Here is a 20,120-nt window from a genome sequence, read left to right on the forward strand (position 1 = left end):
ACGTCAGGCAGCACTCTCTGGGATCACGAACGGCCTACTCCCGCAGGCGGGGACCGCACACATGAGCATCATCAACCGAAATTATTCTCCCGTTTCCGGATCGACCCTGCCGGCACTTGATTCGATGCCGGACAGCCCTGCCCGGCCTAAGGACTCTGCTGCAGTTCATAACGGTACTATGATCGACTTCGGAGCATTTGCACGCGTGTCGGCGTCGGATTCTCCATCGACCAGCCTGCATGCCGGAGCGCGAACGCCTGAGATCCAGCCATACGCCTCCAGTCCGCAAGGCGAGAACGGCGAACTGACGCTAAACAAGCTGGTGGAAGCGATTCGCGGCATCCTGGAAAAACTGTTCTCCTTGTTGCGGGGCAATCCGCAAGAGCAGCAGCCTTCCACTGCACAGCCGCAGAGTGAAAACCCAACGCGCACCGGGCCTTCGTCCACTTCGCCGACGTTCTCACCCACATCACTGTCGAAATCGCCCTCGGCCACGCAAACGCCTGACGCGCACAGCGACCCTTCCCCTGGCAAATCCGGAGCGTCTCCACGCGCAGCGACACCGCCTGTGGCCGCAGAAATGTCGAACACGCAGAGCCTTAAAACGCCGCCCCAAAAAGAAGACGTGAAACCATCGCCCGTCAGCGATCCGGAGTTACTCAAGACGGAGTTACTCAAGACAAAGCCATCGGGCGTTGATCACCGTGATGCGCAAACGCCCACACCGGAAAAAACCCAGGGCCGCGCACCTGTCGGCCAGGGTCACGACTTAGGCGCGGACATGTCAGGCATGGTGGGCTTTGCCAAGGCTGCGAAAACCACAGGCGGTAACGGCGGCGAAGTGGTTACGGTCAATACCGTGGAAGAACTGCAGAAGAGCATGGCTGACGACAAGGCCCGCACTGTACGCCTGGGCGCCGACCTGTCTGCCGACAGCAAGGTGACGGTGAAATTTGGCGCCAACAAGACCTTGCTCGGCACCGATAAGGGCAATGGTCTGCACAATATCTACATGGTCAGTGACAAGAGTGGCGGTAACGACATTTTCCAGAACCTGGACTTCACCCACGACAGCCGCTATCGCGAAAACGGCGACATGCAGATGTTCATCAGCAATGGCGAGCGCTACTGGCTGGACCACAACACCTTCACGGGCACCAAGAAGGAGAATCCCACCGGACTGGACAAACTGCTTTACGTCGGCGGGACGGCCGATAATGTCAGCCTGACCAACTCAAAATTCCAGAACAATGAATACGGCGTGATTCTCGGTCAGCCGGATGACTCGCCAACGGCCAAGGCTCAATACCAGGGCTACCCGCGCATGACCATCGCCAATAACGCGTTCAATGACCTGACGGTTCGCGCACCGGGCCTGATGCGCCACGGCGATTTCGATGTCTACAACAACTACATCGACAACTTCCATCTCGGGTTCACCGCAACGGGCGACGCCCACATTCTGTCTCAGGCGAACTACTTCGAGAAAGGCGTGGACGTGCGCAACAAGTCAAGCGCTCAAGGTGTGCTCGATGATTATGGCGATGCCCACTTCAAGGATGTTGGCAGTAACGTCAGCTTCACTCAGAAATCGCCGGTGACCGTCTGGTCCCCACAGTATCAGCGTGAGATAAAAACCGCAGAGGCCGCCAAGGCCTATGATCTGGTCAACGCTGGCGCCAACCCGTGATCTGACACCGGTTTGCGCTTGGCCGCAACGTGAAGGGCAGGCGCAAAAAAGGCGACCTGAGTCGCCGAAGTGCCTTGCGTGCCCGTCTGCCTGAGGCCCGCCCTTTAGGCAGGCTCACGCTTTGTTCGATGAGGTCAGATTAACCGTACCGTCACGGGCGTGAATTGATTCAGATCAGCGTTTGCCCCGCCAAAACAGCGACGACCGCCGATCAGGTCAAATCGTGAGCGGGAAACGGTCAGCGTTTCTTGGGTTTTTTCTTCGGCTTTTTCTTGCCACCGAGCGGCATGGCCTGCTCGAAGGCATTACGCACTTCTTTCAGGCGCTTTTCGTTCAGGTCATGAACGCGCTTGGCGCGCTCGGCACCCAGATCAATCAATTTGTCATCGTCGCTCATGGCTTGCAGCTCTCGGACACAGGAAAACATCGCCAATAATGCTCAATAGCATCGGCGATGACCAGTAAGGATCAGGCAGGCAGGCGAGAATCGAACGAGAGAGGTAACAGCCACATCCTGTGGCAGGACACTTAGATTTGAATATCGACCCACAGCCCTTGTCGCGGCTCATCGTCAATCAGCGGCACGACCGGCACCGTGTTGTCGGCGTTAAGCACATCGCCTGGCATCACCAGCCCCTGATATTCCCCAGCCTCTTCTTCCGAAGGGCGACCCTGCTGTTGCTGGCGTTGTTGCTCTTCACGCAACAGCCACGCGCTACGCTCAGCGTCTTCGTGGCGCAGGTCAATCGATGTTTCGCTCGAACTCTGCTGCACAGGCGCCACGGGCGGAATGTCCGGCACGCGTTTGGCCGGATCCAACTGTGATGTCACCGGTACAACGCTTAACGGAAGCATAGGTTGCAGCATGGTGTGTCTCCTCTTACCGGGCTTTCGGCCGTATGCGACTCAACTTGAACAGCCCCGTAATAGGCTGTAATAATTTATACGGCTTTTTTGGACCGGGTTTAATGAAATAAGTGCCATGAAAGGAAGAATTCGACGGATTCACTAGAGAATCCGGAGGTTTTTCAATGCCACCTTTGGTCTTCGGGGCATGTTCCGTTAACATAGTCGGCTTTTTCAAGTCGGGAGACAGGCAGCATGGCGCAGCAGTATCAACCGGGGCAACGCTGGATTAGCGACAGCGAAGCCGAGCTGGGTTTGGGCACCGTTCTGGCACAGGACGGCCGCTTGTTGACCGTGCTCTACCCGGCCACTGGTGAGACACGCCAATACTCACTGCGTAATGCACCGCTGACTCGCGTGCGTTTCTCTCCAGGGGATGTGATCACTCACTTCGAGAACTGGAAAATGACCGTCCGCGAAGTGGACGATGTCGACGGGCTGCTGGTCTACCACGGCCTGAATGCTCAGAACGAAGTGGTCACGCTGCCGGAAACCCAGCTGTCCAACTTCATTCAATTCCGTCTCGCGACCGACCGTCTGTTCGCAGGCCAGATCGATCAGTTGTCCTGGTTCTCGCTGCGCTACAACACCCTTGAACACACCAGCCGCCAACTGCAGTCCTCTCTCTGGGGACTGGGTGGCGTGCGTGCGCAACCTATCGCCCACCAATTGCACATCGCCCGCGAAGTCGCCGACCGTATTGCGCCGCGCGTACTGCTGGCTGACGAAGTAGGCCTGGGCAAGACTATCGAAGCCGGTCTGGTCATCCATCGCCAACTGCTGTCCGGGCGTGCGAACCGCGTGCTGATCCTGGTGCCTGAAAATCTTCAGCACCAGTGGCTGGTCGAGATGCGCCGCCGCTTCAACCTTCAGGTTGCCCTGTTCGACGCCGAGCGCTTCATGGAAAGCGATGCGGGCAATCCGTTCGAAGACACCCAACTGGCGCTGGTCGCGCTGGAGTGGCTGGTGTCGGACGAGAAGGCACAGGACGCGCTGTTCGCCGCGGGCTGGGACCTGATGGTTGTCGACGAAGCACACCATCTGGTCTGGCACGAAGACAAAGCCAGCCGCGAGTATTCGCTGGTCGAGCAATTGGCCGAAGTCATCCCCGGCGTTCTGCTGCTGACCGCAACTCCAGAGCAACTGGGGCAGGACAGTCACTTCGCCCGCCTGCGCCTGCTCGACCCGAACCGTTTCCACGACCTGAAAGCCTTCCGCGCCGAGAGCGACAACTATCGCCCGGTTGCCCAGGCGGTGCAGGAACTGCTCGACAAAGGCGTGCTCTCCGCCGAAGCGCAGAAGACCATTCATGGTTTCCTGGGGGCCGAAGGCGACACCTTGCTGGCGGCCGTCAATGCAGGCGACGAGGAAGCCAAGGCACGCCTTATCCGTGAACTGCTGGACCGCCACGGCACCGGCCGCGTGCTGTTTCGTAATACCCGCGCTGCGGTGCAGGGTTTCCCGGAGCGCAAGCTGCATCAGTATCCGCTGCCCTGCCCGGCCGAATACCTGGAATTGCCACTGGGCGATCATCCCGACCTGTATCCGGAAGTCAGCTTCCAGGCGCATTCCGACATCAGCGAAGAAGAACGCTGGTGGCGCTTCGACCCGCGCGTCGACTGGCTGATCGACACCCTCAAGATGCTCAAGCGCGTCAAAGTGCTGGTGATCTGCGCCCACGCCGAAACCGCGATGGACCTTGAAGACGCGCTGCGCGTGCGCTCCGGCATTCCTGCCACGGTCTTCCACGAAGGCATGAACATTCTTGAGCGCGACCGGGCTGCCGCTTACTTCGCCGATGAAGAGTTCGGTGCGCAGGTACTGATCTGCTCGGAAATCGGCAGTGAAGGCCGTAACTTCCAGTTCTCCCATCACCTGGTGCTGTTCGATCTGCCTTCCCACCCGGACCTGCTGGAGCAGCGTATCGGTCGTCTGGACCGCATCGGCCAGAAGCACATCATCGAGCTGCACGTGCCGTTCCTGGAAACCAGCCCGCAAGCGCGACTGTTTCAGTGGTATCACGAAGCGCTTAACGCGTTCCTCAATACCTGCCCGACCGGCAACGCACTGCAACACCAGTTCGGCCCTCGCCTGCTGCCGCTGCTGGAAAGCGGTGACGACGATGAGTGGCAAGCGCTGATCGACGAGGCTCGTACCGAGCGTGAGCGTCTGGAAAGCGAACTGCACACAGGTCGCGACCGCCTGCTGGAACTCAATTCCGGTGGCGCTGGGGAAGGCGAAGCGCTGGTTGAAGCGATTCTGGAGCAGGATGACCAGTTCAGTCTGCCGATCTACATGGAAACCCTGTTCGACGCGTTTGGCATCGACAGCGAAGACCATTCCGAGAACGCGCTGATCCTCAAGCCGAGCGAGAAGATGCTCGACGCCAGCTTCCCGCTGGGCGACGACGAAGGCGTGACCATCACTTACGACCGCAATCAGGCGCTTTCTCGCGAAGACATGCAGTTCATCACCTGGGAGCACCCGATGGTTCAAGGCGGCATGGATCTGGTGCTGTCCGGTTCGATGGGCAACACCGCCGTGGCGCTCATCAAGAACAAGGCGCTCAAGCCGGGCACTGTGCTACTGGAACTGATCTATGTGAGTGAGGTGGTCGCGCCGCGTTCGCTGCAACTGGGCCGCTACCTGCCACCGGCTGCACTGCGTTGCCTGCTCGATGCCAATGGCAATGATCTGTCGAGCCGAGTGTCGTTCAACACCCTGAACGACCAGCTCGAAAGCGTGCCACGCGCCAGCGCCAACAAGTTCATCCAGGCCCAGCGCGATGTGCTGACGCCGCGGATCAACGCAGGCGAGGAGAAGATCATGCCCAAGCACGCCGAGCGCGTGGCTGAAGCACAGCGTCGTCTGGGAGCCGATACCGAAGAAGAGCTGGCACGCCTGACCGCGCTGCAAGCGGTCAACCCGACCGTGCGCGACAGCGAACTGGTTGCCCTGCGCACCCAGCGCGAACAAGGCTTGGCGATGCTGGAGAAGGCTGCGCTGCGTCTGGAAGCGATTCGGGTGTTGGTCGCAGGATAATCGGCGTCGCTACTGACGCTGGCTGAGAGGCATTCCTACGCTTTGCGTGGGAATGCAGCCGTGACGCTCCGCGTCACACTAGCGCCGGATCTACGCCTTCTTCCGCTGGCTCCTCGGCCACCATCCTTGCTTTCATGCGCTCGGCGTCACTGCTGAAGCAGCGTGATGCCAAAAACAAAAAACCCATTGTCATCAGCAGCGCCGCCGGGATCAGGTACATGGCGTCGTGCAGGCCGATGGCCTTGAAGCTTTCGCTCATCACCTCGGCCCCCGTCAACGCCATCGCGGCATGGGCGAAATGGTCGGACAGCAAACCGACCACCACCGGCCCCGCCCCGCCGCCCAACAGGTACAGCCCTGCGAAGAACAACGCCATCGCCGTCGCGCGCAGGCGCGGCTCGACCACGTCCTGAATCGCGGTGTACACGCAGGTGTAGAAGTTATAGGCAAACAGCCAGCCCACGCTGAACACCGCCACGAACAGGCCGATCTCGATGCGCCCGGCGTGCAAGGCATAGCCGGTGGCAATCGTCGCCACCAGCATGCTGAACGCGGCGAACAACAACCGTCCGTTGGGTGAACGCTGGTGCAGCTTGTCCGCAATCCAGCCGCCCACGGTAAGACCGACCAATCCCGTAACGCCCACAATCACCCCCGTCGCGACAGCGGCGTCCTGCAACGGCAGCAAAAAATAGCGTTGCAGCATGGGCACCATGAACGAGTTGCAGGCGTAGGTGGCAAAGTTGAACGTCAAGCCACCCAGCACCAGCCAGCGAAAGGTCGGGATCGACAGCACACGGCGTATCGGTTTCTCGATTTTGACTTCGGACATGCGCACGCTTTCAGCCGCGCCGCGCTTGGGTTCCTTGATAAAGAAGATGAACACTGCCAGCAGCAGCCCCGGCACCGCTGCGATGAAGAACGGTGCCCGCCAACTGTCAAACGCCTTGACCATGGCGCCGATGGTAAAGAATGCCAGCAGCAGGCCCAGCGGCAGCCCCAGCATGAAGATGCCCATTGCGCGGGACCGTTTATGAGCCGGAAACAGATCACCGATCAGTGAGTTGGCCGCGGGCGCATAACTCGCTTCACCGATACCCACGCCCATGCGCACCAGCAGGAAGGTCCAGAAACTGCCGACCATTCCGTTGACTGCCGTCAGGCCGCTCCACACCGCCAGACCGCATCCCATCAGCTTCTTGCGCGAACCGTTATCGGCCATGCGCCCCAACGGCAGTCCGGCAATGGCGTAAACCAGCGTAAAGGCGGTGCCCAACAGCCCAAGCTGAAAATCGCTCAGGTGCCATTCCATGCGGATGGGCTCGACGATAATGGCCGGTATGGTCCGATCAAAGAAGTTGAACAGGTTGGCCAGGAACAGCAAAAAGAGAACGCGCCAGGCATTGGCGGCTTGAACAGAGGTGTCCGTGCGAAGCAGGCTCATGAGGCATTCGTCCCTTCTTATTAGTGGTATCAATCTAGAAGGCTCTAGGTGGCGTGTCTGTAAACATTCGTAAACCGCGGGAGGGTTACGCTTTTTTTATAACCAATTGTTATTGAAACCTTTCCCATTTTGTCGCCATGCGTACTGGCAAACTGACAACAGCTTCTATACTCACTCCGAATCGCCAGGCCTTTAGCCTTGGCGCCCTGGCAGTGAATGAATAGGGCTTGCTATGGAGTGGCTGGGTTTGAACATGTTCGCCGGCGTACCGGCGGACGGGAAATTGTTGATCGACTGCAGTCATAATTTGTTTCTGGTCGCCCTGGCCTACGGGGTCGCCTGCGCCGCCTGCTTCGCCACGCTGGACATTGCTGACCGAGTCATTCAGGTAGATGCGATCAAGAGTCGGCGTGTCTGGAAGGCACTTGGCGCGCTGTGCCTGGCCGGCGGTGTCTGGGCTATGCACTTCATCAGCATGCTGGCGTTCCAGGCACCGCTGACCATCACCTACGACCTGAGCATTACGCTAACTTCGCTGCTGATCGTGCTGGTGACGGCTGTGGTCGCGATCAGAGCGCTGACCATCAAGGTACTGACCCTCAAGCGCTGCCTGACCACCGCGCTGATCATGGGCATTGGCATCAGCGTTATGCACTACATGGGCATGGCCGCCATGCGCTCCGACGCGGTTCAGTATTACGAGCCACGGACGTTCGCGCTGTCCGTTCTGGTCGCCATTCTCGCCAGCCTGGCGTTGCTGACCCTGTCCAGGCATCTGCGCCAGTACAGCGGCATGTTCCACCAGATGTTTCGCTATGGCGTCAGCGTTTTTCTGGGCGCAGGCTTGCTGACCATGCACCTGATGGGCATGCGTGCGCTGCGACTGGTCATCCCGGAAGGTGCGCAACTGCACATCCCCAGCACCGCCAACAGCCAGCAACTGGGCCTGACCATCGCCGTCATTACGTTGCTGATCATTGCCGGGAGCATCAGTGCGGCGATGGCCGACAAAAAACTGCAAGGCAAAGAGCATGACTTGCAACGCGTCAACACCCTGCTCAGCCAACTGGACCAGGCACGCGTGTCCCTGCAACAGGTGGCGCATTACGACCCGCTGACCAACCTGATCAACCGGCGCGGCTTCAATCAGATCTTTGCCGAGAAACTGCTGGAACACACGATGAGCAAAGGCATGCTCGCGGTCATGTTTCTGGACATCGACCATTTCAAGCGTATCAACGACAGCCTGGGGCACGATGCGGGTGACGAGCTGCTCAAGGTGATTGCCGAGCGTATTCGAAGTGCCACGCGCGTGCAGGATGTGGTTGCACGCTTCGGTGGTGACGAGTTCTGCATCCTGCTCAGCATTCCCAACTACGAAGAAGCCCGGAACCTGGCGCATCGCGTCATGCACAAAATGAAGGAAACCATCGCATTGGCCGGCAGGCGCATGGTCATGACCACCAGCATTGGCATCGCCGTGTTCCCGCGTGACGGTTCAACCTGTGACGAGTTGCTCAAGCACGCCGATCTGGCGCTTTATCAATCCAAGGGCGCGGGTCGTAATCGAGTGAATTTTTTCAGCCCTGCGCTCAAGACCAAGGCCAGTCTGGAGCTGCATCTGGAAGAAGAACTGCGCAATGCCTTGCGAGAGGAAACCGGCCTGCAGGTCTATTACCAGCCCATTGTCGATCTGCGTACGGGTCATGTGGCAAAACTGGAAGCGCTGGTGCGCTGGAATCACCCGCAGCACGGGCTGCTGGTGCCCGACCGTTTCATCAATATTGCCGAGGCCAACGGACTGATTGCCGAACTGGACAATTGGGTCTTGCGCCGTGCATGCCGGGATCTGGGAACCTTGCGCCTGGATGGGCTGGATAAGCTGATCATCACCGTGAATTGCTCGGCGTTGAATCTGAGTCGGGAAGAACTGGTCGAGGAAGTCGAGCAAGCCTTGAGCGAATCGAATGTCGCGCCCGGCCGGCTGGAACTGGAAGTCACCGAAAACGCCTTGATGGGCAATATCAGCAACACCATCCTGATGCTCAAACACATCCGCAGCCTGGGCGTCTCGCTGTCCATCGACGACTTCGGCACGGGCTATTCATCGCTCGCTTATCTCAAGCGCCTGCCGCTGGACACCTTGAAGATCGATCGGTCTTTCATCATTGATATCCCCAAGTCGCCGCAGGACATGGAGATCGTTCAGGCAATCATCGTCATGGCCCATACCCTGCACCTCAAGGTCGTGACCGAAGGCGTGGAGACGCCCGCGCAGCTTGAGTTTCTGAGCCAGTTCGGCAGCGATTATGTGCAGGGCTACCTGTTCAGCAAGCCTCAACCGCTGGAGCGGATATTGCCGCTGGTGAAGCAGATGAACGAGCGAGAAGCGGCCAGCCTGTGGCCTGCCGCACTCATGCTCGAAACCCGCGAGCCGCAGGCCGACGAACCGAGATCACTCGACTTGTTCGACGATTTGCCCGGGGCCGAACATGCCCTGGCAAGCCGCAATCCGGCGCGTACGCAACGATCCCGCTGGACGGATTGAACGGCGTCTTTGCCAAACGATAACGCCACGGCGATCGCTGTGGCTTTTTGCTACGCCAGCGCCCGTGGGGTTACCTTCCCACCCACTACAGTGCCACTCAGCGCACCAAAAAAAGGCATCGATCAGTCCGATGCCCTGTTCTGAATCAATACCCAAGGTGCCACTACGACCGCCCAGAGCAGTGGATCGCTCTCCACAAGCTCCATTGCCTTTGATTCAGACACCTTGCCGACCGTTCCTTCGCCCAGCCACGCCGACACTTTGGCGGCGTCGTTTTCGGCCACTGCTTCGGCAACTTCGATCAGATCCAGCGGTGGCTCGACCCACAACAGGGCACCCTTGGCAAAGAATGGTTGCAATTCTGTCCAGGTAATAGAGGCGGTCTCCCCGAGCAGTTTGGCATAGAGGGTGCTAGGTTCTTGCGTCATGGGTTTCACCAGAAAGGAAATCGGCGCAATGATACCGCCGCCTTTCCCACAGACAAACCCAGAAGCAAGTGATTGATTGCAGGACAGTCCCAACGCCCGCCGCCGTCTGCCTGGTATTTCAACTGCCAGCCCGGATACCTGTTTTTGTGGGGGTGGTTGGATTCTGTAACTTTCTTTCGATTAAGCGACATGTGCGGATCTACTTCCCTGCACCCTGCTTTCCAAGCGATTCACCGGCGCTCTAAACTGTTCCGGTACAGTTGGCGGAGCGGGGGGAGATCGGTGTCGCAGCCGGTCCTGTAGCCTTGGCCAGCAGGATTATAAAAACTACAACGCAAGAGTGGAGCATCATGACTAAGGGTACCAAGAAGCTTTCCAAGCTGTTTGCCGCACTGGTTATGGCCGGGGTTGCCAGCCATTCGTTCGCAGCCGACACCATCAAGATCGGCATCGCTGGCCCAAAGACCGGGCCGGTAGCCGAATACGGCACCATGCAGTTCAACGGCGCCAAGATGGCCATCGAGCAGATCAACGCCAAGGGCGGCGTAGACGGCAAGAAGCTCGAAGCCGTCGAATACGATGATGCCTGCGATCCGAAACAGGCCGTTGCAGTGGCCAACAAGGTCGTCAATGACGGCGTCAAATACGTCGTTGGCCACCTGTGCTCCAGCTCCGCTCAACCTGCTTCCGACGTCTACGAAGACGAAGGCATCATCATGGTGACCCCGGCGGCCACCAGCCCTGACATCACCAGCCGTGGCTACAAGCTGGTGTTCCGCACCATCGGTCTGGACAGCGCACAGGGTCCTGCCGCCGGTAACTACATCGCCGACGTCGCCAAGCCGAAAATCGTTGCCGTCATCCACGACAAGCAGCAATACGGCGAAGGCATCGCTTCTGCGGTGAAAAAGACCCTGGAAGACAAAGGCGTCAAGGTTGCCCTGTTCGAAGGCATCAACGCTGGCGACAAGGACTTCTCTTCGCTGATCGCCAAGCTCAAGCAAGCCAACGTCGATTTCGTCTACTACGGCGGCTACCACCCTGAGCTGGGCCAGATCCTGCGCCAGTCCAAGGAAAAAGGCCTGAACGCCAAGTTCATGGGCCCTGAAGGCGTAGGCAACGAGTCGATCTCGCAGATCGCGGGCGAGGCGTCCGAAGGCCTGCTGGTTACCCTGCCGAAGTCCTTTGACCAAGACCCTGCCAATCAGGCACTGACCAAAGCCTTCCAGGACAAGAAGCAGGACCCGAGCGGTCCGTTCGTGTACCCGTCCTACTCTGCCGTTCAGGTGATTGCCGACGGCATCGCTGCCGCCAAGTCTGAAGACACCGACAAGGTGGCAGCCGCCATCCACGCCGGTACGTTCAAGACGCCAATGGGCGAGTTGAGCTACGACGAAAAAGGCGATCTGAAGAACTTCCAGTTCGTGGTCTACGAATGGCACTTCGGCAAGCCGAAGACCGAAGCCGCCAAGTAAGCTGCTTGCGTTGACAACCAAAGCCCACTGCACCCGCAGTGGGCTTTGCTTTACGAATCATGGCCCGCCTGCCGAGATCCGGTAGCCTGGCCCCCTGAAAATCTTAAAACCGTTACCAGCGGTTCGCTGGCAGCGTCACAGGCAACGCATCGACAGAATGCGTACCCGACGCAGGCCGGAGAAATGCAGATCAGGTTTTTAGGAGCGCGGTAAATGCCCGAGTTATTCCACTACATGCAACAGTTGGTCAATGGCCTGACCATTGGCAGCACGTATGCATTGATCGCTATTGGCTACACGATGGTTTACGGCATCATCGGAATGATCAACTTCGCCCACGGCGAGGTGTACATGATCGGTTCCTATGTTGCGTTCATGGCTCTCGCCGGCCTGGCAATGATGGGTATCGACAGCCTGCCGCTGTTGATGATTGCAGGCTTCGCCGCCTCCATCATCGTGACCAGCGCGTACGGCTACAGCATTGAGCGGGTCGCCTACCGTCCACTGCGAAACAGCAACCGTCTGATTCCACTGATTTCTGCAATCGGGATGTCGATCTTCCTGCAGAACTCGGTCCAGCTTTCCCAGGGTTCCGGCAACTTTGCCATCCCCAACCTGCTGCCCGGCAGCCTGTCCTTCGGACCGGGCGGATCGCAGGAGGTGCTGATCTCCTACATGCAGATCGTGGTGTTTGTCGTCACGCTGCTGGCCATGACCGGCCTGACCCTGTTCATCTCCCGTTCGCGGATGGGCCGCGCCTGCCGCGCCTGCGCCGAAGACATGAAGATGGCCAACCTTTTGGGGATCAACACCAACACCATCATCGCCCTGACGTTCGTGGTCGGTGCCGCACTGGCCGCCGTTGCCGCCATGTTGCTGAGCATGCAATACGGCGTGATCAACCCTAGCGCCGGTTTCCTCGTCGGCCTGAAAGCGTTCACCGCTGCGGTACTGGGCGGTATCGGATCGATTCCCGGCGCGGTGCTTGGTGGTCTGGTCCTGGGCGTCGCCGAGGCTTTCGGTGCCGACATCTTTGGTGATCAGTACAAGGACGTTGTGGCCTTCGGCCTGCTGGTTCTGGTGCTGCTGTTCCGCCCGACCGGCATTCTGGGTCGTCCGGAGGTTGAAAAAGTATGAGCAAGTCCTTCAAACAGGCGCTGTTCAGCGCGGCGCTGGTGTGGGCCGTTGCCTACCCGGTGTTCGGCCTGAAACTGGCGTTTTCCGGCGTGACCCTGCAAGTGCAGAACGCCAGCCCCATGACCCTGACCATCATCGCCGTCTGCTCGATCCTGCTGTTTCTGCGCGTGCTGTTCGCCGAGAAGATCAGTGGCCTGCGCCGGGGTGAGCGCGCTCCGCTGATCTCGCAGAAAACCAGCGACTTCATGACCCAACCAAGCACACAGCGCTGGGGACTTGCCGCCCTGATCGTGCTGGCGTTCGTCTGGCCGTTCTTCGGCTCCCGCGGAGCCGTCGATATCGCGACGCTGATCCTGATCTACGTGATGCTGGGCCTGGGCCTGAACATCGTGGTCGGCCTCGCAGGCCTGCTGGACCTGGGTTACGTCGGCTTTTACGCGGTCGGTGCCTACGGCTACGCGTTGTTGTCGCACTACTTCGGCCTGAGCTTCTGGGAGTGTCTGCCGCTGGCCGGTCTGCTGGCGGCGCTGTTCGGCTTCCTGCTGGGTTTCCCGGTCCTGCGGCTTAGGGGAGATTACCTGGCCATCGTGACGCTGGGGTTCGGTGAAATCATCCGGATCTTCCTACGCAACATGACCGAGATCACCGGCGGCCCCAACGGCATCAGCAACATCGAAAAGCCCACCCTGTTCGGCCTGAGCTTCGAACGCCGTGCGGCTGAAGGTGCGCAAACGTTCCATCAGTATTTCGGCCTGGACTACAACCCGATCAGCAAAGTGATTTTCCTTTACCTGATCGCCCTGCTGCTGGCCTTGGCGGCGCTGTTCGTCATCAACCGTCTGCTGCGCATGCCGATCGGCCGCGCCTGGGAAGCGTTGCGTGAAGACGAAATCGCCTGCCGTGCACTGGGTCTGAATCCGACTGTGATCAAGCTGTCGGCCTTTACCCTGGGCGCCGCGTTCGCCGGTTTCGCGGGCAGCTTCTTTGCCGCTCGCCAGGGTCTGGTCACGCCGGAATCGTTCACCTTCATCGAGTCGGCAATCATTCTGGCGATCGTGGTACTCGGCGGAATGGGCTCGCAATTGGGCGTGATTCTGGCGGCCATCGTGATGATCCTGCTGCCTGAGCTGATGCGTGAGTTCAGCGATTACCGCATGTTGATGTTCGGTGCCCTGATGGTGCTGATGATGATCTGGCGTCCTCAAGGTTTCCTGCCGATGCAACGACCCGTCATGAAGTTGAAAGCGGAGGCCGTCAAATGAAACAGCCTCTTCTGCAAGCCACGAATCTGAGCATGCGCTTCGGCGGTCTGCTGGCGGTCAATGGCGTGGCCCTGACCGTCCATGAAAAGCAGGTCGTGTCGATGATCGGCCCCAACGGCGCGGGCAAGACCACGGTATTCAACTGCCTGACCGGTTTCTACAAACCCAGCGGCGGCACCATCCTGCTGGACGGCGAGCCGATCCAGGGCCTGGCCGGTCACCAGATCGCCCGCAAGGGTGTGGTGCGCACGTTCCAGAACGTGCGTCTGTTCAAGGAAATGACCGCCGTCGAGAACCTGCTGGTGGCTCAACATCGGCACCTGAACACCAACTTCCTGTCCGGTCTGTTCAAGACCCCGGCTTTCCGCCGCAGCGAGCGCGAAGCGATGGACTACGCCGAGCATTGGCTGGAAGCGGTCAACCTGAAGGAGTTCGCCAATCGCCCGGCCGGTACGCTGGCCTACGGTCAACAACGCCGACTGGAAATCGCCCGCTGCATGATGACGCGCCCGCGCATCCTCATGCTGGACGAGCCGGCAGCCGGTTTGAACCCGAGAGAAACCGAAGACCTGAAAGCGCTGATCGGCGTATTGCGCAATGAGCACAACGCCACGGTGCTGCTGATCGAGCATGACATGAAGCTGGTAATGAGCATTTCCGACCACATCGTGGTGATCAATCAGGGCACGCCACTGGCCGACGGTACGCCGGAACAGATTCGTGACAATCCTGAAGTGATCAAAGCCTACCTGGGGGAAGCGTAAATGCTGCAGTTCGAAAACGTTTCTACCTTCTACGGCAAGATCCAGGCGCTGCACAGCGTCAACGTGGAAGTGCGCCAGGGCGAGATCGTCACCCTGATCGGTGCCAACGGCGCGGGCAAGTCCACCCTGCTGATGACCCTGTGCGGCTCGCCGCGCGCGCACAGCGGCAGCATCCGTTACATGGGCGAAGAGCTGGTCGGCCAGGAGTCGTCGGTGATCATGCGCAAGAGTATCGCGGTGGTGCCCGAAGGCCGTCGCGTGTTCGCACGCCTGACCGTCGAAGAAAACCTGGCGATGGGCGGCTTCTTCACCGAGAAAGGCGATTATCAGGAACAGATGGATAAGGTTCTGCACCTGTTCCCGCGCCTCAAGGAACGCTTCACCCAACGGGGTGGCACGATGTCTGGCGGCGAACAGCAAATGCTCGCCATCGGCCGCGCACTGATGAGCAAGCCCAAGCTGCTGTTGCTGGACGAACCGTCGCTGGGTCTGGCCCCGATCATCATTCAGCAGATTTTCGAGATCGTCGAACAGCTGCGGCGTGATGGCGTGACCGTGTTCCTGGTGGAGCAGAACGCCAACCAGGCCTTGAAAATCGCCGACCGTGCCTACGTACTGGAAAACGGTCGTGTGGTCATGCAGGGCACCGGTGAGGAGTTGCTGGTCGATCCGAAAGTACGGGACGTCTATTTGGGCGGCTAGCGAAGATGCGCCATGAGCATGTCCACGCGCCCGCGTGGGCATGCCTTCCACCACTTACCCTCACACCAAACGCTGCAGTGTCGAGCCGCTGCGCTCGAACCAGCCCACCAGATAATCCGCCAGCACCTGCACTCGCCTCGGCACGTTTCCTTCGAAAGGGTGAACCAGAAACATTGGCGCCGTTGCCGTCTGGTAATCCTTCAGTAGCCACTGCAAGCGCCCGTCGTCGATTTCCTTATGCACCATGTAAGACGGCAGGCGTGCGACACCCGCCCCGGCCAGCGCCGCCTTTTTCAGCAGACTGTAGTGATTGCTGGCGAACGGACCGTCAATCTGCACACGGATCAACTCGTGATGCTGATGGTAAAGCCACTGGTAACGCTCGCTATAGTGGCTGTTGATCAGGCAATGATGCCCTGCAAGGTCATCCGGGGTTTGAGGCCAGCCGTGCGCCTCCAGATAACGCGTGCCGGCGCACGTCAGTTCCTGCATGGCCAATAACGGCCTGGCCACCAGCCGTTCATCACTGGCGACCTTTGAGCGAACCGCCAGATCGAAGCCGTCGCGTCGCAAGTCGCGCACGCTGTTACTCAGTTCGAGTTCGATCTTCACGTGGGGATAGGTCTCGTAAAACTCCATCAGCACACCGTCAAAGAAGGTTTCCCCCAACGAAACCGGCGTGGTGATACGCACCTCGCCGACCATATCGTCACGCATCAACGCCACGATGCTGCGGGCCCTCTCCACGTGCAGGATCAATTCCCGGGCCTGAGGCAACAAGGCGGATCCGGCCGAGGTCAGGCTCAAGGTGCGAGTGGTTCGGTGCAATAACTGAACACTGTAGGTTTTTTCCAGCTGAGAAATACGCTTTGAAAGGCGTCCCTTGCTGCAGCCCAGACGCTCTGCGGCTGCGGTAAAACTGCCCGCTTCGATTAAAACGGCAAAGGCAGCCAGATCTTCCATCTCGCTCACTGATTGTTTCCCTATGAGAACCAAAGGTTTCCTATTGGCATCTTTATCGAAGGATATACGGCTTTCTACACTGGCGGCTCCTTTCATCCCTTTGGAGCAACGCAATGAAAATCCTGTTGATAGGCGCAAGCGGAACCGTAGGTTCGGCCATTGAACGCGAACTGGGCTCACGGCATGAGATTGTGCGTATAGGTCGCAACAGCGGCGAGGAACGCGTCGATATCAGCGACAGCGCCTCGATCCACGCAATGTTTGAACGTGTGGGCAGCTTCGACGCATTGATCTGCGCGGCGGGCAGTGTGAAATTCGTGCCGCTGGCTGACATGACCGAAACCGATTTCGTACTGGGCCTTCAGGACAAGCTCATGGGCCAAGTCAACCTGCTGCTGATCGGCAAGACGTTCGCCAACGATGGCGCGTCGTTCACCTTAACCTCGGGCATCCTGAGCCAGGAGCCGATCCTTTCCGGTATCTCGGCCAGCCTGGTCAACGGTGCCATCGACGCCTTTGTGCGCGCAGCAGCCATCGAGTTGCCACGCGGGATGCGCGTGAATTCGGTCAGCCCCACCGTACTGCTCGAATCCATGAGCAAGTACGGCGCCTACTTCAGAGGTTTCAAGCCTGTTCCAGCCGCCGATGTCGCACTGGCCTACGCCAAGAGTGTGGAAGGCCTGCACACCGGACAGACGTATCAGGTCTTGTGATGCGGCAGCAGTCTGCGTAACGTGACGGCACTTGTCTGGAGACCCGCCCCCATGTTCGCTGCTCGTTCCGTCCTCGTATTCGCCCTTCTGCCTTTGTTCGCCGGCTGCCAGATGCTCGGTGCCAAGACCGATACCCCGAAAGTCTCGACGGCAGGCATGATCCGCATGCAGGGCGACCTGACCGGGGAGAACGGGCAACTGATGTTCAAACCATGCAACGAGCAGCGTCGCTACGTGGTCAAGGACCGCAACAACACCGGCATCCTGCAGGAAGCTGCAAGCCTGGCCGACAGCAAGGGCCGCGTGTTTGCCGATCTGCGCGGCTCGTTTGTCGCCAGTAAAGCCGCTGGCAGCGACGGTCAGGTGGACCTGCACCAGGTCTACCGCGTGGAGCGTCCCGGCCAGTCCTGCGAAGACCTCAACTTCAAACGCCTGACCCTGCACGTCAATGGCAACAACCCGGCCTGGAACGTCAACGTCAGCGGTAAGGGCATGGTGCTGGAACGTGAAGGTCAGCCACCGCTGGCCGTGCCGTACGTTGAAGAGCAGTTGCCCGACGGCAGCTTCAGTGTCAGCAGTGAAGCCAACAACCAGCGCATCGAGTTGTGGGTTGCACCTCAGCGCTGCATCGACAGCGTCAACGGCTCGGTCCAGCACCTGACCGCCGAACTACGCCTCAACGGCCAGGCCCAGCGTGGCTGCGGTTATTACGGCGGTTCGCGAGACGATTGATCGGTCCTGAGGGCCAGTTTTGGCGACCGATGGCACCCCTCGTCGCCAAGACTGCACACCTCGACTCGCCGCCAACGGGGTTCAGCGCTTATAATCGCCGGTTCTTGTAGTGCTGTCGGGCTGAACCTGCGGCCCGAAAACTGGACCCTTTAATGTTACGAATCACCGAACTCAAGCTGCCGATCGATCACCCGGAAGAAGACCTGCGCCCTGCCCTTGTGCAGCGCCTGGGCATCGACAGCAGCGATCTGCTGGACTTCACCTTGTTCAAGCGTAGCTACGATGCGCGCAAGAAGTCCTCCGAACTGTGCTTCATCTACACCATCGACTTTCAGGTCAGTGACGAACAGGCGCTGCTGCGCAAGCTGGCCGACGACCGTCATGTCGGCCCGGCGCCAGACGTCAGCTACAAGGTGGTCGGCCATGCGCCAGAGGGCCTCAGCGAGCGCCCGGTGGTGGTCGGTTTCGGTCCCTGCGGGATCTTTGCAGGCCTGCTGCTGGCCCAGATGGGCTTCAAGCCGATTATTCTTGAGCGCGGCAAGGAAGTTCGCCAGCGCACCAAGGACACGTGGGGCCTGTGGCGCAAGAACGTCCTGAACCCGGAATCCAACGTTCAATTTGGTGAAGGGGGCGCGGGTACGTTTTCCGATGGCAAGCTCTACAGCCAGATCAAAGACCCGTACTTTCATGGCCGCAAGGTGCTGCACGAGTTCGTGAAAGCAGGCGCACCTGAAGAAATCCTTTACGTCAGCAAGCCGCACATCGGCACCTTCCGACTGACCGGCGTCGTTGAAAACATGCGTCATCAGATCGAGGCGCTGGGCGGCGAAGTACGCTTCCAGCAGCGCGTGACCGACGTGATGATCGAAGACGGCCAACTCAATGGCGTCGTGCTGGATGGCGGCGAGCAGATTGTCTCACGCCATGTCATTCTGGCCTTGGGCCACAGCGCCCGTGACACGTTCCGTATGCTGCACAGCCGCGGCGTCTTCATGGAGGCCAAGCCGTTCTCGGTGGGTTTCCGTATCGAGCACCCGCAATCGTTGATCGACCGTGCGCGACTGGGCAAGTACGCCGGCCACCCGAAGCTGGGGGCTGCCGACTACAAGCTGGTGCACCACGCCAGCAACGGCCGTTCGGTCTACAGCTTCTGCATGTGCCCAGGGGGAACGGTGGTTGCGGCGACGTCCGAGCCTAACCGAGTGGTCACCAATGGCATGAGCCAGTACTCGCGTAACGAGCGCAACGCCAACTCGGGCATCGTGGTTGGGATCACCCCGGAGCAAGACTTTCCGGGCAGCCCGCTGGCCGGTATCGAGCTGCAGGAGCGCCTGGAGTCTCACGCTTATCTGCTGGGTGGCAGCACCTATGAAGCACCAGCGCAATTGGTCGGTGATTTCATTGCGGGCAAGGCGTCCACGGCGCTGGGCAGCGTCGAGCCTTCGTACAAGCCGGGGGTAAAGCTGGTGGACCTGGCGGACGCCCTGCCCGCCTTTGCCATCGAAGCCATTCGTGAAGCACTGCCAGCCTTCGACAAACAGATCAAAGGCTTCTCCTTGCACGACGCCGTACTGACGGGCATCGAGACGCGCACCTCCGCCCCCCTGCGCATTACACGCGGCCCCACCCTGCAGAGCCTGAACACCAAAGGCCTGTACCCGGCGGGCGAAGGTGCGGGGTACGCGGGCGGGATTCTGTCCGCTGGTGTTGACGGCATCCGTATCGCCGAAGCGCTGGTGCGAGACATGCTGGGGATCGAGGGTTAGGCCACCGCCCCCAAGTCAACGGACTGCCTGAAACGAAAAACCCCGAGCATTTCGGCTCGGGGTTCGATTTGAATCACGACAGATCAGTGCGTGACGCGGCTCGTGCCGTTCACGGTCATGATGCGCACGCGTTCGCCGACCCGGAAAATCTCGTTTTCCTGAACCTGCTGCACATAGGCACGCATGCTGCCGTCGTCTTCACGGACAGTGATCTCGACGCCCTGGGTACGGGTGAAACCTTCTTCGGTTGCCGAACCCAGCAGGCCACCGGCTACCGCACCAATCACCGCAGCCACGACGCTGCCGCGACCGCCACCGATAGCGCTACCGCCCACACCACCGACGATTGCACCGGCACCCGCGCCGATCGGGGTCTTGGTGCCTTCGATTTTCACAGGGCGCAAGGATTCAACTGTCCCCATGCGAACGTTCTGTACGGTCCTGGCCTCGTCACGGGAGTAGGAGTCACCCGTGAGATTCGATGTACAGCCGCCCAACGTCAGCGCGAAGGCAGTGAACGAGGCGACCAGAAGAGCAGACTTGCGCAT

General features: G+C 59.6%; 17 protein-coding genes. 11 read left to right on the forward strand and 6 right to left on the reverse strand.

Annotated elements, in window-relative coordinates; translation table 11 throughout:
• The first annotated feature begins 61 nt into the window (after positions 1 to 61).
• On the forward strand, positions 62 to 1,690 hold the full coding sequence (locus tag ALP40_RS10270) for a type III helper protein HopAK1 (protein WP_122208169.1): 1,629 nt from the start codon (positions 62 to 64) through the stop codon (positions 1,688 to 1,690).
• A gap of 238 nt (positions 1,691 to 1,928) precedes the next feature.
• On the opposite strand, the gene ALP40_RS10275 is transcribed toward ALP40_RS10270, so the two are convergent.
• A complete protein-coding gene (locus ALP40_RS10275) occupies positions 1,929 to 2,087 on the reverse strand; it encodes a hypothetical protein (RefSeq protein ID WP_147478313.1) in 159 nt (52 codons plus the stop codon).
• 131 nt (positions 2,088 to 2,218) lie between these two features.
• Positions 2,219 to 2,557, reverse strand: coding sequence for an aspartate-semialdehyde dehydrogenase (locus ALP40_RS10280; protein ID WP_122208171.1), 339 nt, complete (start codon positions 2,555 to 2,557; stop codon positions 2,219 to 2,221).
• Positions 2,558 to 2,791: 234 nt separating this feature from the next.
• Here ALP40_RS10280 and rapA point away from each other — a divergent pair, with 234 nt between their 5' ends.
• Complete coding sequence (rapA, locus tag ALP40_RS10285) at positions 2,792 to 5,638, forward strand: RNA polymerase-associated protein RapA (protein WP_122208172.1); 2,847 nt, start codon at positions 2,792 to 2,794, stop codon at positions 5,636 to 5,638.
• A gap of 73 nt (positions 5,639 to 5,711) precedes the next feature.
• Here the strand turns inward: rapA and ALP40_RS10290 are convergent, their stop codons facing one another.
• Positions 5,712 to 7,082, reverse strand: coding sequence for an MFS transporter (locus ALP40_RS10290; RefSeq protein ID WP_122208173.1), 1,371 nt, complete (start codon positions 7,080 to 7,082; stop codon positions 5,712 to 5,714).
• A 232-nt stretch (positions 7,083 to 7,314) separates the two neighbouring features.
• On the opposite strand from ALP40_RS10290, the gene ALP40_RS10295 reads away from it, so the two are divergent.
• Entirely contained in the window at positions 7,315 to 9,630 is a 2,316-nt protein-coding gene (locus ALP40_RS10295) for a bifunctional diguanylate cyclase/phosphodiesterase (RefSeq protein WP_122208174.1), read from the forward strand.
• Positions 9,631 to 9,752: 122 nt separating this feature from the next.
• Here the strand turns inward: ALP40_RS10295 and ALP40_RS10300 are convergent, their stop codons facing one another.
• The gene (locus tag ALP40_RS10300) at positions 9,753 to 10,058 is read right to left on the reverse strand and encodes a DUF2288 domain-containing protein (protein ID WP_122208175.1); all 306 of its coding nucleotides are present in this window, start codon (positions 10,056 to 10,058) and stop codon (positions 9,753 to 9,755) included.
• Between the two features lie 350 nt (positions 10,059 to 10,408).
• On the opposite strand from ALP40_RS10300, the gene ALP40_RS10310 reads away from it, so the two are divergent.
• The 5 genes from ALP40_RS10310 (at position 10,409) to ALP40_RS10330 (ending at position 15,398) form a co-directional block, all read left to right on the forward strand.
• Positions 10,409 to 11,533 carry a branched-chain amino acid ABC transporter substrate-binding protein gene (locus ALP40_RS10310; protein WP_122208176.1) on the forward strand — a complete coding sequence of 375 codons (1,125 nt, stop codon included), beginning with the start codon at positions 10,409 to 10,411 and terminating at the stop codon, positions 11,531 to 11,533.
• 213 nt (positions 11,534 to 11,746) lie between these two features.
• Positions 11,747 to 12,670, forward strand: coding sequence for a high-affinity branched-chain amino acid ABC transporter permease LivH (gene livH, locus ALP40_RS10315; RefSeq protein WP_122208177.1), 924 nt, complete (start codon positions 11,747 to 11,749; stop codon positions 12,668 to 12,670).
• Positions 12,667 to 13,932, forward strand: coding sequence for a high-affinity branched-chain amino acid ABC transporter permease LivM (locus ALP40_RS10320; RefSeq protein ID WP_122208178.1), 1,266 nt, complete (start codon positions 12,667 to 12,669; stop codon positions 13,930 to 13,932). Before livH ends, ALP40_RS10320 begins: the two co-directional genes overlap by 4 nt.
• Positions 13,929 to 14,696, forward strand: coding sequence for a high-affinity branched-chain amino acid ABC transporter ATP-binding protein LivG (gene livG / locus ALP40_RS10325; protein WP_004887846.1), 768 nt, complete (start codon positions 13,929 to 13,931; stop codon positions 14,694 to 14,696). Before ALP40_RS10320 ends, livG begins: the two co-directional genes overlap by 4 nt.
• The gene (locus tag ALP40_RS10330; RefSeq protein WP_122208179.1) at positions 14,697 to 15,398 is read left to right on the forward strand and encodes an ABC transporter ATP-binding protein; all 702 of its coding nucleotides are present in this window, start codon (positions 14,697 to 14,699) and stop codon (positions 15,396 to 15,398) included. It abuts the gene before it with no gap.
• A gap of 60 nt (positions 15,399 to 15,458) precedes the next feature.
• Here ALP40_RS10330 and ALP40_RS10335 read toward each other — a convergent pair whose 3' ends face one another.
• Positions 15,459 to 16,370, reverse strand: coding sequence for a LysR family transcriptional regulator (locus ALP40_RS10335; protein WP_122208180.1), 912 nt, complete (start codon positions 16,368 to 16,370; stop codon positions 15,459 to 15,461).
• Positions 16,371 to 16,474: 104 nt separating this feature from the next.
• Between ALP40_RS10335 and ALP40_RS10340 the strand changes: the two genes are divergently transcribed.
• From ALP40_RS10340 to ALP40_RS10350, 3 genes are all read left to right on the forward strand, one after another.
• Positions 16,475 to 17,074: a short chain dehydrogenase gene (locus tag ALP40_RS10340; RefSeq protein WP_122208181.1), complete on the forward strand. Its 600-nt coding sequence runs from the start codon at positions 16,475 to 16,477 to the stop codon at positions 17,072 to 17,074.
• 51 nt (positions 17,075 to 17,125) lie between these two features.
• Positions 17,126 to 17,806 carry a COG3650 family protein gene (locus ALP40_RS10345; RefSeq protein WP_122208182.1) on the forward strand — a complete coding sequence of 227 codons (681 nt, stop codon included), beginning with the start codon at positions 17,126 to 17,128 and terminating at the stop codon, positions 17,804 to 17,806.
• Between the two features lie 152 nt (positions 17,807 to 17,958).
• The gene (locus ALP40_RS10350) at positions 17,959 to 19,572 is read left to right on the forward strand and encodes an NAD(P)/FAD-dependent oxidoreductase (RefSeq protein WP_122208183.1); all 1,614 of its coding nucleotides are present in this window, start codon (positions 17,959 to 17,961) and stop codon (positions 19,570 to 19,572) included.
• Between the two features lie 83 nt (positions 19,573 to 19,655).
• On the opposite strand, the gene ALP40_RS10355 is transcribed toward ALP40_RS10350, so the two are convergent.
• The gene (locus ALP40_RS10355; protein ID WP_122208184.1) at positions 19,656 to 20,120 is read right to left on the reverse strand and encodes a glycine zipper 2TM domain-containing protein; all 465 of its coding nucleotides are present in this window, start codon (positions 20,118 to 20,120) and stop codon (positions 19,656 to 19,658) included.

It is taken from the genome of Pseudomonas viridiflava, assembly GCF_003702045.1.
Lineage (GTDB): Bacteria > Pseudomonadota > Gammaproteobacteria > Pseudomonadales > Pseudomonadaceae > Aquipseudomonas > Aquipseudomonas viridiflava_C.

What these genes read in the sequence shown, in the direction of transcription:
- livH (WP_122208177.1), top strand. Translation starts at nt 11,747, where the DNA reads ATGCCCGAGTTATTCCACTACATGCAACAGTTGGTCAATGGCCTGACC.
- ALP40_RS10355 (WP_122208184.1), bottom strand. Translation starts at nt 20,120, where the DNA reads ATGCGCAAGTCTGCTCTTCTGGTCGCCTCGTTCACTGCCTTCGCGCTG.
- ALP40_RS10275 (WP_147478313.1), bottom strand. Translation starts at nt 2,087, where the DNA reads ATGAGCGACGATGACAAATTGATTGATCTGGGTGCCGAGCGCGCCAAG.
- ALP40_RS10310 (WP_122208176.1), top strand. Translation starts at nt 10,409, where the DNA reads ATGACTAAGGGTACCAAGAAGCTTTCCAAGCTGTTTGCCGCACTGGTT.
- ALP40_RS10320 (WP_122208178.1), top strand. Translation starts at nt 12,667, where the DNA reads ATGAGCAAGTCCTTCAAACAGGCGCTGTTCAGCGCGGCGCTGGTGTGG.
- ALP40_RS10270 (WP_122208169.1), top strand. Translation starts at nt 62, where the DNA reads ATGAGCATCATCAACCGAAATTATTCTCCCGTTTCCGGATCGACCCTG.
- ALP40_RS10345 (WP_122208182.1), top strand. Translation starts at nt 17,126, where the DNA reads ATGTTCGCTGCTCGTTCCGTCCTCGTATTCGCCCTTCTGCCTTTGTTC.
- ALP40_RS10350 (WP_122208183.1), top strand. Translation starts at nt 17,959, where the DNA reads ATGTTACGAATCACCGAACTCAAGCTGCCGATCGATCACCCGGAAGAA.
- livG (WP_004887846.1), top strand. Translation starts at nt 13,929, where the DNA reads ATGAAACAGCCTCTTCTGCAAGCCACGAATCTGAGCATGCGCTTCGGC.
- ALP40_RS10295 (WP_122208174.1), top strand. Translation starts at nt 7,315, where the DNA reads ATGGAGTGGCTGGGTTTGAACATGTTCGCCGGCGTACCGGCGGACGGG.
- ALP40_RS10290 (WP_122208173.1), bottom strand. Translation starts at nt 7,082, where the DNA reads ATGAGCCTGCTTCGCACGGACACCTCTGTTCAAGCCGCCAATGCCTGG.
- ALP40_RS10340 (WP_122208181.1), top strand. Translation starts at nt 16,475, where the DNA reads ATGAAAATCCTGTTGATAGGCGCAAGCGGAACCGTAGGTTCGGCCATT.
- ALP40_RS10280 (WP_122208171.1), bottom strand. Translation starts at nt 2,557, where the DNA reads ATGCTGCAACCTATGCTTCCGTTAAGCGTTGTACCGGTGACATCACAG.
- rapA (WP_122208172.1), top strand. Translation starts at nt 2,792, where the DNA reads ATGGCGCAGCAGTATCAACCGGGGCAACGCTGGATTAGCGACAGCGAA.
- ALP40_RS10300 (WP_122208175.1), bottom strand. Translation starts at nt 10,058, where the DNA reads ATGACGCAAGAACCTAGCACCCTCTATGCCAAACTGCTCGGGGAGACC.
- ALP40_RS10330 (WP_122208179.1), top strand. Translation starts at nt 14,697, where the DNA reads ATGCTGCAGTTCGAAAACGTTTCTACCTTCTACGGCAAGATCCAGGCG.